The organism is Methylobacterium isbiliense (assembly GCF_022179325.1).
Lineage (GTDB): Bacteria > Pseudomonadota > Alphaproteobacteria > Rhizobiales > Beijerinckiaceae > Methylobacterium > Methylobacterium isbiliense.
The window spans coordinates 99,396-112,123 of record NZ_BPQQ01000031.1; the positions used below are offsets into that span (position 1 = coordinate 99,396).

Here is a 12,728-nt window from a genome sequence, read left to right on the forward strand (position 1 = left end):
CTTCTTTACCCTCCCGCGCCTAGGATCGGCCCCGGCGGCGTCCGTCGTCCCCGGAGCTTTCCCCCGATGAGCCTTCACACCGAGACGCTGGTGATCGGCGCCGGCCCCGCCGGTCTCACCGCCGCCTACCTCCTCGCCAAGGAGGGGCGCGACGTCGTGGTGCTGGAGCGCGACCCGGTGCGGGTCGGCGGCATCAGCCGCACCGTGGAGCACAACGGCTTCCTGTTCGACATCGGCGGTCACCGCTTCTTCTCGAAGTCGAAGGAGGTGGTGGACCTCTGGGACGAGATCCTGCCCCACGACTTCATCGAGCGGCCGCGCCTGTCGCGGATCTACTACAAGGGCCGCTACTACGCCTATCCGCTCAAGGCGTTCGAGGCCTTGCGCAACCTCGGCCTGCTGCAGAGCGCGGCCTGCATCGCCTCCTATCTCTACGCCCGCGCCCGGCCGGTGCCGGAGCCGAAGAGCTTCCACGAGTGGGTGCGCAACCAGTTCGGCGAGCGGCTGTTCTCGATCTTCTTCAAGACCTACACCGAGAAGGTGTGGGGCATGTCCTGCGACGCGATCTCGGCCGATTGGGCGGCCCAGCGCATCAAGGGGCTCGATCTCGGCGCGGCGATCCGCGACGCGCTCGCGCGCTCGCTGCGCCTGAAGGCCAAGCCGAAACCGGGCGAGCCGGTGATCAAGACCCTGATCGAGTCCTTCCGCTACCCGCGCCGTGGCCCAGGCATGATGTGGGAGGCCGCCGCCGCCAAGGTGCGCCGCAACGGAGGCCGTGTGCTGCTCGACCACGGCGTCGACAGCCTGTCCTACGACCGGGGCACCGGGTTGTGGACGATCGGGGCCCGCCGCGGCGACGGGCGCCGCGAGACCGTGACGGCCCGGCACGTCATCTCGTCCGCGCCGATCCAGGATCTCGTCGGGGCGCTGCGCCCCGCGCCCCTCAGCACCTTCCACGCCCGTTCGCTCGGCTACCGCGACTTCATCACGGTGGCGCTGATCGCCCGCGGGGCCGAGGACTTTCCCGACAACTGGATCTACATCCACGATCCGAGCGTGAAGGTCGGCCGGGTGCAGAACTTCCGCTCGTGGTCGCCCGAGATGGTGCCGGACGCGGGCTACACCTGCCTCGGCCTCGAATATTTCTGCTTCGAGGGCGACGGGCTGTGGACGGCGCCGGATGCCGACCTCGTCGACCTCGCCAAGCGCGAGATCGCCAAGATCGGGCTGATCCGGCCCGAGGACGTTGTCGATGCCTGCGTGGTGCGCCAGCCCAAGGCCTATCCGGTCTACGACGAGCACTACCGTGACACCGTGGCGACCATCCGGCGCGACCTCGATCTGCACTGCCCGAACCTGCACCTCGTCGGCCGCAACGGGATGCACAAGTACAACAACCAGGACCACGCCATGATGACCGCGATGCTGACCGTGCGGAACATCCTGGCGGGCCGGCGCCTCTACGACGTCTGGGGCGTGAATGAAGACGCCGAGTACAGCGAGGCCGGCCCGTCCGGCGCGCAGGAGGCGCTGGGCAGCGAGCGCCTCGTGCCGCGCAAGGTGGCCTGACGCAGGGCGCGACACCCCGCAACGTAGAGCCCGCGCCAAGATCGTTACGCGATAGCCGGATCGTCGCGACGGTGCGATGACGCCCGGCCGATCCCAGGAGAGGCGCAGGATTTCCGGTCCCGAGCGGGGGAGGGATATGCCGCGCTCCGAGAGGGCAGCGCGCTGATCCAGCAATGGGTGTCCTTATCGGAATGGGTTTCGCGGTCCGCCACACCGCAGCCCGCACCGGAGCGGCGGCTGACGTCATTGTCCCCGGCCAAGTTTCGAACCGCACTCGAGTCCCGAAGCGAAGTCGAGTCCCCGAACTGACGAGGGGCCGCGCCTGAGAACAGGCGCGGCCCCTTCGCTGGATCGCCGGAACCGAACCGCCCGTCAGGCCGCCTTCACGCCAGCCAGGAATTCCCCGACCTGCTGCTCCAGATCCGCGGCGTAGCGGCCGAGGCGGTCGGCGGCGTCGAGCACGAGGGCCGCGGTGGCGCCGGTGCCGTCCGCCTCCCGCTGCACGTCGCCGATGCCGGTGGTGACGGTCTGCGTGCCGGCGGCGGCGTGCTGGACGTTGTGGGCGATCTCCTGCGTGGCCGCGCCTTGCTGGTCGATCGCCAGCGCGATGCCGTCCGTGATGCCCGCCATCTGGGTGATGATCCCCGAGATCTCGCCGATCGCCACGGCGACGCCGCCGGTGGTGTCCTGGATCTCCCGGATCTGCTGGGCGATGCCCTCGGTCGCCCGCGCGGTCTGGCCGGCGAGTTCCTTGACCTCGGTGGCGACCACCGCGAAGCCGCGGCCCGCCTCGCCGGCGCGCGCCGCCTCGATGGTGGCATTGAGCGCGAGCAGGTTCGTCTGGCCGGCGATCGCGTTGATCAGCGCCACGATGTCGCTGATCTGCCCGGCGGACCGGGTCAGCCGCTGCACCGCCGCGTCGGTCCGGCGCGCCTGCTCCACGGCGCTGCGGGCGATGTCGGCGGATTGCGCCACCTGACCGGAGAGGCCACCGATCGACACGGACAGTTCCTCGCTGGCCGCGGCCACCATCTGCACGTTGGCCAGCGTCTGGGCGGCGGCGCCCGCCACCTCGACGGAGCGTCCGTTCGTGGTTTCGGCGGCCGCCGTCATGGTGCGGGCGGCCTCCTTCATGCCCTGGGCCGCGCGGCCCAGATCCTCCGTCAGGGTGACGACCTTGGCCTCGAAGGCATCGGTGACGGCGCTCAGGCGCTCGGCGCGCTGCGCCTTGACGGCCGCCTCGCGCGCCGCCGCCTCGTCGGCCTGCGCCTTGGCGACGAGGGCGTTGCGAAACACCTCGACCGCATGGGCCATGACGCCGATCTCGTCCCGACGCCCCTGAGCCGGCACCGCCGTGGCGAGATGCCCTCCCGCCAGCGCCCGCATCGCCCCGGCGAGCGCCACCACCGGCCCGGCCACGCTGCGCCCGATCAGCAGCGCCAGCATCGCCCCGAAGGCGGCCGCGAGCGCGACCCCGGCGAGGAGGAGCAGGACGGCGCGCTGGCGCTCGGTGGCGAGGTGCTGCAATTCGTCCGCGCCGAGACGGCGTGCCGTGCTCACGAGGTCGGCCACGCGGCGGTCGAGGTCGGTCAGGATGCGGGCCTGCGCGGTGTTCGCCGCCACGATGGCCGGGATGCTGTCGCGGAAGACCTGCACCTTGCCGGTCAACGTGCGCAGGGAGGCCTGGGTGGCCTCGTCGCTCATCCCGTACAGGATGGCCTGCGCCTGTTCGAGCAGCACGCCCGCCGTCGCGTCGAGGGCGGGCGCCGCCGCGTCGTCGCGGCCTGCGAGCAGGCGCAGTTCGAGCGCCTGCGCGTCGCGCACGGCGTCGATCGCCTTGTGGCTCGCGGCCAGCAGCGCCATGCCGTAGCCGAGGCGGTCCTGCTGCTCGCGCAGCTTCGTCTGCGCGCCGGACTGCACGTTGTTCTGCGCCTGCTCGAGCTTGCGCAGCGTCATGACGAGGTCGTCGAACACGGCGGTGATCTCGGTGAGGCGCTCGGCCGGCGTCTCTCCCGCACCCACCGCGGCCTCCACGGCCTCGCGATAGCGGTCGAGCAGGCTGCCGGCGGCCTGGGCGAGGTCGAGGTCGCTCGTCATGGCGCTGAGCCGCTTGACCAGGATGCCGACGGAGGAGGCCTTGGCCTCGAACTGCGACCGGGTCACGCCGGCGCGGTCGGACATCAGCCCGTATTGCAGCGCCCGCAGCTCCAGCGCCGAGCGCATGGCGAAGGAGACGAGGATGCCGGTGCTGCCGGCCGCCTTCTGGTCCGCGAGGCCGCGCTCAAGCGCCTGGCCGGCTTCGGTGAGCTGGCGCTCCTGGCCGGCGCCGATCACCGAAACGGCGGCCCGCAGTTCGTCGAGCAGCACCGTGTGCTTCTGCTGCAAGTCATGCTTCTCGGCCTTCTGGCGGCCATAGGCTCCGACCGCCTCCTCGAAGGCCGACAAGGACCCGTCGATGCCGGTCGCCCCGGCTTCTCCGGAGAGCCGCTCGGCGACGCTGCGGGCGGTGGCGCGCACCTGCCCGATGGTGCGCGTGAGCGCGGCGTCGTGCCGGCCGTCGTCGCTCTTGAGGGCCCGATCGGCGGCGAGCGCCAGCTCGCCGATCTCGCCTGCGAGAACCTGCGCCCCGCTGGCCGCATCGACCCGACGGGCGAAGCCCGTGAGGCTCTGCCAGCCCACCAGTGCGACCGCGAGCGTCATCAAGAGAGAGAGGCCGAAGCCGCCGAAAATGCGTGTCCTGATGGACATGCGCCATCCCTGCCTAGCTGTGGAGGCTGCAGCTTGACGCCGATAATCTAATGCTTTGCTACTCTTTCGCGCATTTCCGCACAGCACATTCAAACATTCTGTGCGTCTGTGGCAGCACAATGCAGAAGGAAATACCGTATAGCCTGATAGAAACTCGCCGGCCGTGCCGCAAGGGGGCGGAAGCACCGGTCCCGGCAGCGGCCAATCGGGCGCAAGCATCGTCGCTCCGAGCCGTCACGGGTTCGGCGCCGAGACTGCCGCGACATCGGGACGTCGCGCGGCGTTGCTTGCGGCCTGGGCATCGAGCCTTCCGGTCCCGGCGGAGAGACGGGCCGGCGCGGGCGGCTCGGCCACCGCGTCTACGGCCATCCCGCACGGCGACCCTGCGGGCGTGTCGTAGCGGCATCGGCGGGCGTCCGGCTCCGTGCGCCGTCGGCGCGCGCCATTGCGCTGTTGGCGGGCAGGTCGGCCCGCTTCCCTGCCCGTGCGAAACCCGTCAAGCTGCGAGGACGACGCCCGCGTGAGGGCGCCGGTCGGGACGGATTGGATGATCAAGCGGCTCCTGCTGGTCGCAGCCGCGCCGGCCTGCCTCGTCGCGCCGCCGGCCCGCGCGGAGATCCAGATCCTCGCGGCCAAGATCGCGGCCGGCGAACTCTGGGTCCTCGGCTCGGCCGATGAGCCGAATGCCGAGATCACCCTGGACGAGCGCTTCGCGGCGAGAACGGACGGCCGGGGCCAGTTCGAGTTCCGCATCGTCTACCACCCGCCCACCTGCATCGTGACCCTGCGCACGCGGCGCCAGGAGCGCAGCGCCGTGGTCGGCGAGTGCGGGCAGCAGGGACCCGCCGGAGCACCCGGGCCGCAAGGGCCGCCGGGTCCGAAGGGCGAGGACGGCAGCGCCGCGCAGGCGGGGGCCGCCGGCCCGCCCGGGCCGCCCGGGCCTCCGGGACCGGCTGGCCCGGCGGGCCCAGTTGGCCAGCAGGGGGCTGCCGGGCCGCCCGGCCCTCCGGGTGACACCGGGCCGTCCGGCCTGCCGGGACCGAAGGGCGAGATCGGCCCGGCCGGACCGCCGGGCCCGCGCGGCGAGACCGGACCCGCCGGTCCGGTCGGAGAGCGAGGAGAGACGGGCGCCGCCGGCCCGACCGGTGCCGCTGGCGAGGTCGGGCCGAAGGGCGAACCCGGACCGATCGGCCCGCCTGGATCCCCGGGCGAGCCGGGACCTGCCGGCCCGATCGGCCAGCCCGGTGACAGCGGGCCGCCCGGCCCCGTCGGCCCGCCCGGGCCGCCGGGTGCGGCCGGCCCGGCAGGTCCACGCGGACCTGCGGGTCCGTCAGGCGAGGCCGGCCCGGCGGGTCCGGCAGGCAAGCCCGGTGCGCGCGGTCCGGCCGGCCCCCCAGGCCCACGCGGTCCCGCCGGGCCGCCGGGTGCTCGTCCGGCCGCGCCGCCCCGCCAGAGCCCCGCCCCGGCGCGCGAGCCTCTGCCGATCCAGCCGGCGCCCACACCGCAGGTGCCCTATTGAGGCACGCGCCGCGTCGGCTGCCGTCCGGCCCATACCAACGGTCGTTGAAGACGACCGTTGGTTCCGTTCTCGAAGTCTCGCCAAGCCTCTGGCTTGGCATCGAAAATGTGAGATGGGTCATCGGCCCCGTCGATCCCGGGCTTGCCCGGGATCGAGATCGATGCGTCAGCATCCTGGGGCGATGGTATCATGCAAGGCAGCCGGATCGGCCCGGCCGCCCAGGCGCAGGGCGTGGCGGGTCGGGCCGTGACGTCGGAGGGGTCGGGGGGCCTTATCGCGCGCGCAGGTGGCCTCGGCCGAGCCAGGTCAGGCCTTCGTCGGCGTGCCGGCCAGGACGTCGTCCAGCGTCAGCGGTCGTCCGGTTTCCGCCCGCAGGCGCAGCAGGGCGCTCTGTCGGAAGCGGGGGTCGGCCGAGACTTCGGGGCCGGCCCAACCCGGGACCAGCAGCGGCTGCGTCTCGTGCGCCACCTCGACCTCGGCCAGGATCAGGCCGGCGAGATCACCTTCGAAGACGTCGACCTCCCAGACGAGGCCGGCATGCGGCACGCTGTGGCGCACCTTCTGGATCTGGTCGCCGGGGCAGACCGCCTCCATCATCGCCTCGGCGTCGGACGGCGGAATCTCGTACTCGAACTCGGCCCGTCCGAGTCCGTCGCGCGGTCCCTTCACGGTCAGCCACGCCCGCGTCTCGTCGAGCCGCACCCGGACCTTGCCCCCGCCGGCCTGGACGATCAGGCCGTCGCGCAGGCGCCGGCGCCCGGTGGCCGCACGGCGCCAGTCGTCACTCGCCACCAGGAACTTCCGCTCCACTTCGAACCGCATGGATCGTCCCAGATCGGGGAGGGGGTCGAGCGGCATCGCATCGCTTCGCCTGGGCTCAGCCGGCATGTCCAATCCCCTCACATCCGGTCCGCTGGCGCGGACGTCGTCGCGTGACTCACACCGGCGCCTTGGACGGCGAAACGGCGGCTCGGTCAGCATGGCGATCAATGCGCGAGCGGTCGATCGCCCTTCGGTCGATGGATGAGTGCCCCCGCACTCTCGCTACCACGTCCGTTGCGGCAGACATAGCCTTCTGCGGCCATCCTGCAGCAGCCAGAAGGCTTAATGCGATCGAACACAGGGGCATTCGACGCAGCAGCACACCGGAACCCCGGCCGCGAGACGACCCGGGATTACGGCACCACCCGGGTCGAAGGCGCCGCACCGGTGAGGATCGCCGTGACCGAACTCGGGGCGTGGACCGAGCCGACCACCAGGGAGAGCCGGCTCTCCCGCGCCAGCGCGAACGCCGCCGTGTCCATTACCTTGAGGTCGCGGGCAATGGCCTCGTCGTGCGTGAGGCGGTCGTAGCGCACGGCCTCGGGGTCGCGCTTGGGATCGGCCGAGTAGACCCCGTCCACCTGCGTGGCCTTCAGCACCGCATCGCATTTCAGCTCGGCGGCGCGCAGCACCGCGGCGGTGTCCGTGGTGAAGTAGGGGTTGCCGGTGCCGCCGGCCAGCACCACGACCTGCCCCTTGTCGAGATGGTGCAGGGCGGGCTGGCGCGCGTAGGTCTCGCAGATGGTCGGCATCGACACCGCCGACATGGTCCTGGCGGTGACGCCCGCGGCGTTGAGCGCGGTCTCCAGCGCCAGGGAGTTCATTACCGTGGCGATCATGCCCAGCGAATCGCCGGTGGCGCGGTCGATCCAGCCCGCGGCCGAGACCCGCGCCCCCCGGATGACGTTGCCGCCGCCCACCACCAGGGCGATCTGGAAGCCGGACCCGATCGCGCGCGCGATGTCGTCGGCGAGCGCCGCGAGGGTCGGCGGGTGCAGCCAGTAGCCATCCGGGGCCGCGAGCGCCTCGCCGGACAGCTTCACGAGCACGCGGCGAATCGGCGTCGTTTCCGACATGGAGCCTCCTGGCACGGTATGGGTGCGGCGGGGTTCTACCCCGCCCGTCCCGGCCCGTCGAGGCGCCCATCACGGCAACGGCCCGGGACGCGGACGTCCCGGGCCGTTGCCCGATGCGGAATGGAACGAGCCGGAGGCGCCGGGGCGCCCGCCGGTCCTCAGCCCTTGACGGCGGCCGCGACCTCGCTGGCGAAGTCCGGTCCCTCTTCCTTCTCGATCCCCTCGCCGAGCGCGTAGCGCACGAAGGCCGCGAGCTTCACCGGGCCGCCGGCCTTGCCCTCGGATTCCTTGAGCACCTGCGCCACGGTCTTGGAGGTGTCGTGCACGAAGGGCTGCTCCAGAAGGGTGACCTCCTTGTAGTAGCTCTTCAGGCCGCTCTCGACGATCTTGGCCAGCACGTGGTCCGGCTTGCCGGCGTTCTTCTCGCGCAGGATGTTGCTCTCGCGCTCGACCGTGGCCGCGTCGATGCCCGAGGCGTCGAGGGCGAGCGGGTTCGTCGCCGCGACGTGCATGGCGATCTGGCGGCCGAGCGTGCTCAGGAAGGCGACATCACCCGCCGATTCCAGCGCCACCAGCACGCCGATCTTGCCCAGGCCCTCGCTGACCTGCCCGTGCACGTAGGAGGCGATCACGCCCTTCTCGACCGCGAGCCGCGCGGTCCGGCGCAGGGTCATGTTCTCGCCGATCGTGGCGATGAGCTCCTGCAGGCGGTCCTTGACCGTCGTCTGCGAGCCGGGGAAGTGCGCCGCCTCCAGCGCCTCGACGCCGCCCTCGGTGTTGAGCGCGATCTTGGCGGCCTCGCGCACGAAGGCCTGGAAGCCGTCGTTGCGGGCGACGAAGTCGGTCTCGGAGTTCACCTCGACCACCGCCGCGTGGCGGCCGGCGGATTCCACCGCGACCAGACCCTCGGCGGCCACGCGCCCGGCCTTCTTGGCGGCCTTGGCGAGACCCTTCTTGCGCAGCCAGTCGACCGCGGCCTCGATGTCGCCCGCCGTCTCGTTCAGGGCGGACTTGCAGTCCATCATGCCGGCGCCGGTCTTCTCGCGCAGGTCCTTGACCATCGCAGCCGTGATGTTGGCCATGGGACGTCCTTTCCACTCCACCGATAAAGGGAGCCCGGCGCTGCGCCAGCGCCGGGCTGTCAATCCGTCAACGTGTCGGGCGCGCGCAGGCGCCCCGCGCGGCGCGCCGGCCGCTTACGCGGCCGCGGCGGCCTCGACGAAGGCGCGGGCCTGGTTGAGCCAGCCGTCGCGGTCGATGCGGCCGTTGAGCTTCAGGTCGGCATCGACCTTGGCCACGTCCTCGGGGGTCATCGCGGCCACCTGCCAGTAGTGGTAGATGCCCGCGTCGTTGAGCTTCTGCACCAGCTGCGGGCCGACGCCCGTGAGCTTGGTCAGGTCGTCGGGCGCGCCGCGCGGGGCGGCGAGCAGCTCGAAGGGCTCGCCCACGTAGGGCTCCGAGATGTCGACCGGCGCGACCTCGGGCTCGTTGAGGTTCGCCGGCAGCTCCTCGGCCATCGGCTCCTCGGAGGCGCCGACATCGACGCCCATCGCGCCCTGGCCGCGCGAGATGCCGTCGATCGCCGCCCGGGCGATGAGGTCGCAGTAGAGCGCGATGGCGCGGCCCGCGTCGTCGTTGGCCGGCACCACGTAGGTGATCCCGTCCGGATCGCAGTTGGTGTCGACGATGGCGGCCACCGGGATCCCGAGGCGCTTGGCCTCCTTGATCGCCAGCTGCTCCTTGTTGGTGTCGATCACGAACAGCAGGTCGGGCACGCCGCCCATGTCCTTGATGCCGCCGAGCGCCTTCTCGAGCTTGTCCTTCTCGCGCGCCAGCATCAGGCGCTCCTTCTTGGTGAGGCCCTGGCCGCCGCCGGCCAGGATCTCGTCCACCTTGCGCAGGCGCTGGATCGAGCCCGAGATGGTCTTCCAGTTGGTGAGCGTACCGCCGAGCCAGCGGGAGTTCACGAAGTACTGGGCCGAGCGCCGGGCCGAGTCCGCCACCACGTCCGCGGCCTGCCGCTTGGTGCCGACGAACAGCACGCGGCCGCCCTTGGCCACCGTGTCGCTCACCGCCTGCAGCGCCTGGTAGAGCGCCGGCACGGTCTGGGCGAGGTCGATGATGTGGATGTTGTTGCGGGTGCCGAAGATGTACGACTGCATCTTCGGGTTCCAGCGGTGCGACTGGTGACCGAAATGCGCGCCGGCTTCGAGGAGCTGACGCATCGAGAAATCGGGAAGGGCCATGACGTTTACTCTCTCCGGTTCGATCCGCCGCGGAGGGTGCAGCCGGCAGAGAGCCGGCCACCGGAAACGCCTCATTGCTGCATGAGGCCGGCTCCGCGTGTGGGATGGCGGGCGCTTTATCGGATCGGACCCCGGATGGCAAGGCGGCCCCTCGCCTCGCGCGCACCCGGCCTTGATCTCGCCCCGCGGCGGTCCAACCGTGGCGCTGCCCCGAATCGGGGCGCCAGGAGGCCGCTCGCATGAGCCAGGACCGCGTCACGCTCTACCACTCGCCGAATACCCGCTCGTCGAGCGCCCTGCTGCTGCTGGAGGAGCTCGGCGCGCCCTACGACTTGCACGTGCTCGACATGAAGGCGGGCGAGAACCGGGCCCCGGCCTACCTCGCCGTCAACCCGATGGGGAAGGTGCCGGCGATCCGCCACGGCGACGCGCTGGTGACCGAACAGGCGGCGGTGTTCCTCTACCTCGCCGACCTCTTCCCGCAGGCCGGCCTCGCGCCGGCCATCGACGATCCGCTGCGCGGCCCCTACCTGCGCTGGATGGTCTATTACGGCAGCGCGTTCGAGCCGGCGGTGGTGGACAAGGCCCGCGGCGGCGAACCCGCCCCGCAGGCGATGTCGCCCTACGGCAGCTACGAGGCGGTGATGGACCTCGTCAACGCCCAGCTGCGGCGCGGCCCCTACCTCCTCGGCGAGCGTTTCACCGCCGCCGACGTGCTGTGGGGCGCGGCGCTCGCCTGGACGACGATGTTCAAGCTGGTGCCCGAGACGCCGGAGATCACGGCTTATGTCGGCCGGCACATGCAGCGCCCGGCGGTGGCGCGGGTGCGCGAGAAGGACGCGGCGCTGCAGGCCGGGCAGGCGGCCTGACGGCCGCCCGACGCGGCGGCGGGCGGGGCTTCCGCTCGCCGACGCTCCGCCGTGCCGGATCTTTCCGGACGACGGAGGTCAGCTGATCGGGCAGCGGCCGCGGCCCTTCAGGACGTAGGGTTTGCCGACGATGTTGTAGCAGACCTTCCCGCCGCTGCCGCGGCCGTACTCGACCGGGCGATGGACACCGCCATGGCCGCCCCCGGTCCAGCCCCCCACCTGACCGTGGCCGCCGTAGGACCCGGACCGGGCCTGCGCCGGGATGGCGGCGGCGGCGGTGACGCCGAGCGCGAGGGCGATCAGGCACTGCGTCGTCTTGCACGGCGTCGTCTTGGCACTCATTCGTCCACTCCTGCGTGAGGGGCTGTCTCACCAGGAGGGTGCAGAATCGGGCGAGACGCCGCCGTGCGCGATCTCACGCCTCCTTGAAGCCGTATTCCGGCACGCCTTCCTCGTTGCCGTAGTACTTGTAGGGCAGGAACTTGCCCGACATCGACAGCTTCACCCGGTCGCCCTTGTTGTTGGGCTCGCGCTCCATCGTCATGTTGAAGTCGATCGCCGACATGATGCCATCACCGAACTCCTCCTGGATCAGCTCCTTCCAGGTGGTGCCGTAGACCATGACGAGTTCGTAGAAGCGGTAGATCAGCGGGTCGGTCGGCGGCAGCGAGGGAATCGAGCCGCGGTAGGGCGCCTCATTGAGCAGGCGCTCCTCGGCCTGGCTGAGGCCGAACAGCTCGGCGGCCTTGCGGGCCTGCGCCTTCGGCAGCTTCATCTGGCCCATGCAGGCGGCGGTGATCAGGATCGGCGACACGCCGCCGATCTCGTCCTGGATGTACTTCCAGGTCCAGCCCTTCTCGCGCTTGATGTCGAGCAGCTTCTCGGTGAGGTCTTCGCGCTTCATCGGAGTCTCCCTTGTAAAGACAGGATCAGGCGCGCCGCGCGGCCGCGATGGCCGTGGCGTCGGCGTCGGAGAGGGTCGGTCGCACGACCGGCGGATGGCGCGGGTCGTAGCCGGCGGGCGGGTCGTCCCGGAAGGTGCGGCTGCGCGTCACCAGGAAGTCGATCAGGTGGTTGCGCAGGGCGTAGTAGCCGGGCGCGTGGTGCAGGGCCGCCCGGTCGCGGTCGGCGGGCAGCGGGTTCTCGACGATCTCGGCCACTTTCGCCTGCGGACCGTTCGTCATCAGAACGATCCGGTCGGCGAGGTAGATCGCCTCGTCGACGTCGTGGGTGATCATGAACACGGTCTGGCCGGTCTCGACGCAGATGCGGCGCACCTCGTCCTGCAGCGTGCCGCGGGTGAGCGCGTCGAGGGCCGAGAAGGGCTCGTCCATCAGCAGCATCTTTGGGTCGATGGCGAGCGCGCGGGCGATGCCGACACGCTGCTTCATCCCCCCCGACAGCTCCGCCGGCCGCTTGTGCTCGGCGCCCGCGAGCCCGACCGTGGCGATGGCCCGCCGCGCCCGCTCCTCCACCTCCGCCCGCGGGGCCGAACGCCAGCGCGAGGACACCGCGTAGGCGACGTTGCCGAGCACCGTGCGCCACGGCAGCAGCGCGTGTCCCTGGAAGATCACCGCCCGGTCGAGGCTCGGGCCGGTGATCTCGCGCCCGTCCGCGATGACGACGCCCTCCGAGGGCGCCTCCAGCCCGGCCAGGATGTTGAGCACCGTGGTCTTGCCGCAGCCGGAATGCCCGATCATGCAGACGAACTCGCCGCGCCGCATCGGCAGCCACAGGTTCTCGAACACCGTGGTGCTGCCCCCACCCGGCGCCGGGTAGCGGCGGGCGATCCCCTCGATCGAGAGGTACTTGTCGTCGGCCATGGGGAGTCCGGGAGGCGTGGGGGCGGAGCGGAACGGCAGCAGGGTCGCCATCGCGC

Annotated in this window: 11 protein-coding genes; 3 read left to right on the plus strand and 8 right to left on the minus strand. The window is 71.5% G+C overall.

Going from position 1 to position 12,728, the window contains the following annotated elements; all coding sequences use genetic code 11:
* The first annotated feature begins 66 nt into the window (after nucleotides 1-66).
* The gene (locus MFF61_RS13420; RefSeq protein WP_238235616.1) at nucleotides 67-1,569 is read left to right on the plus strand and encodes an NAD(P)/FAD-dependent oxidoreductase; all 1,503 of its coding nucleotides are present in this window, start codon (nucleotides 67-69) and stop codon (nucleotides 1,567-1,569) included.
* Nucleotides 1,570-1,941: 372 nt separating this feature from the next.
* Here the strand turns inward: MFF61_RS13420 and MFF61_RS13425 are convergent, their stop codons facing one another.
* The gene (locus MFF61_RS13425; RefSeq protein WP_238235617.1) at nucleotides 1,942-4,317 is read right to left on the minus strand and encodes a methyl-accepting chemotaxis protein; all 2,376 of its coding nucleotides are present in this window, start codon (nucleotides 4,315-4,317) and stop codon (nucleotides 1,942-1,944) included.
* Nucleotides 4,318-4,864: 547 nt separating this feature from the next.
* Between MFF61_RS13425 and MFF61_RS13430 the strand changes: the two genes are divergently transcribed.
* Nucleotides 4,865-5,836: a hypothetical protein gene (locus MFF61_RS13430; protein ID WP_238235618.1), complete on the plus strand. Its 972-nt coding sequence runs from the start codon at nucleotides 4,865-4,867 to the stop codon at nucleotides 5,834-5,836.
* 306 nt (nucleotides 5,837-6,142) lie between these two features.
* Here MFF61_RS13430 and MFF61_RS13435 read toward each other — a convergent pair whose 3' ends face one another.
* From MFF61_RS13435 to MFF61_RS13450, 4 genes are all read right to left on the minus strand, one after another.
* The gene (locus tag MFF61_RS13435; RefSeq protein WP_238235619.1) at nucleotides 6,143-6,658 is read right to left on the minus strand and encodes a CYTH domain-containing protein; all 516 of its coding nucleotides are present in this window, start codon (nucleotides 6,656-6,658) and stop codon (nucleotides 6,143-6,145) included.
* Nucleotides 6,659-7,011: 353 nt separating this feature from the next.
* The gene (gene pyrH, locus MFF61_RS13440; RefSeq protein ID WP_238235620.1) at nucleotides 7,012-7,734 is read right to left on the minus strand and encodes a UMP kinase; all 723 of its coding nucleotides are present in this window, start codon (nucleotides 7,732-7,734) and stop codon (nucleotides 7,012-7,014) included.
* Nucleotides 7,735-7,892: 158 nt separating this feature from the next.
* Entirely contained in the window at nucleotides 7,893-8,816 is a 924-nt protein-coding gene (gene tsf / locus MFF61_RS13445; RefSeq protein ID WP_238235621.1) for a translation elongation factor Ts, read from the minus strand.
* 114 nt (nucleotides 8,817-8,930) lie between these two features.
* Nucleotides 8,931-9,980 (minus strand): 30S ribosomal protein S2, encoded by a 1,050-nt coding sequence (locus MFF61_RS13450; RefSeq protein WP_238235622.1) that lies wholly within the window; start codon nucleotides 9,978-9,980, stop codon nucleotides 8,931-8,933.
* Between the two features lie 239 nt (nucleotides 9,981-10,219).
* Here MFF61_RS13450 and MFF61_RS13455 point away from each other — a divergent pair, with 239 nt between their 5' ends.
* On the plus strand, nucleotides 10,220-10,849 hold the full coding sequence (locus MFF61_RS13455; RefSeq protein ID WP_238235623.1) for a glutathione S-transferase family protein: 630 nt from the start codon (nucleotides 10,220-10,222) through the stop codon (nucleotides 10,847-10,849).
* Between the two features lie 78 nt (nucleotides 10,850-10,927).
* Here MFF61_RS13455 and MFF61_RS13460 read toward each other — a convergent pair whose 3' ends face one another.
* From MFF61_RS13460 to MFF61_RS13470, 3 genes are all read right to left on the minus strand, one after another.
* Entirely contained in the window at nucleotides 10,928-11,191 is a 264-nt protein-coding gene (locus tag MFF61_RS13460; protein ID WP_238235624.1) for a hypothetical protein, read from the minus strand.
* Between the two features lie 73 nt (nucleotides 11,192-11,264).
* On the minus strand, nucleotides 11,265-11,753 hold the full coding sequence (cynS, locus tag MFF61_RS13465; RefSeq protein WP_238235625.1) for a cyanase: 489 nt from the start codon (nucleotides 11,751-11,753) through the stop codon (nucleotides 11,265-11,267).
* A gap of 25 nt (nucleotides 11,754-11,778) precedes the next feature.
* Nucleotides 11,779-12,672, minus strand: a complete 894-nt coding sequence (locus tag MFF61_RS13470; RefSeq protein ID WP_373324697.1) for an ABC transporter ATP-binding protein — start codon at nucleotides 12,670-12,672, stop codon at nucleotides 11,779-11,781.
* Nucleotides 12,673-12,728 lie beyond the last annotated feature (56 nt).

Bases quoted from the DNA above. Each gene is read 5' to 3' on its own strand.
- MFF61_RS13420 (WP_238235616.1), top strand. From the start codon at position 67: ATGAGCCTTCACACCGAGACGCTGGTGATCGGCGCCGGCCCCGCCGGT.
- MFF61_RS13425 (WP_238235617.1), bottom strand. From the start codon at position 4,317: ATGTCCATCAGGACACGCATTTTCGGCGGCTTCGGCCTCTCTCTCTTG.
- MFF61_RS13430 (WP_238235618.1), top strand. From the start codon at position 4,865: ATGATCAAGCGGCTCCTGCTGGTCGCAGCCGCGCCGGCCTGCCTCGTC.
- MFF61_RS13435 (WP_238235619.1), bottom strand. From the start codon at position 6,658: ATGCGGTTCGAAGTGGAGCGGAAGTTCCTGGTGGCGAGTGACGACTGG.
- pyrH (WP_238235620.1), bottom strand. From the start codon at position 7,734: ATGTCGGAAACGACGCCGATTCGCCGCGTGCTCGTGAAGCTGTCCGGC.
- tsf (WP_238235621.1), bottom strand. From the start codon at position 8,816: ATGGCCAACATCACGGCTGCGATGGTCAAGGACCTGCGCGAGAAGACC.
- MFF61_RS13450 (WP_238235622.1), bottom strand. From the start codon at position 9,980: ATGGCCCTTCCCGATTTCTCGATGCGTCAGCTCCTCGAAGCCGGCGCG.
- MFF61_RS13455 (WP_238235623.1), top strand. From the start codon at position 10,220: ATGAGCCAGGACCGCGTCACGCTCTACCACTCGCCGAATACCCGCTCG.
- MFF61_RS13460 (WP_238235624.1), bottom strand. From the start codon at position 11,191: ATGAGTGCCAAGACGACGCCGTGCAAGACGACGCAGTGCCTGATCGCC.
- cynS (WP_238235625.1), bottom strand. From the start codon at position 11,753: ATGAAGCGCGAAGACCTCACCGAGAAGCTGCTCGACATCAAGCGCGAG.
- MFF61_RS13470 (WP_373324697.1), bottom strand. From the start codon at position 12,672: ATGGCCGACGACAAGTACCTCTCGATCGAGGGGATCGCCCGCCGCTAC.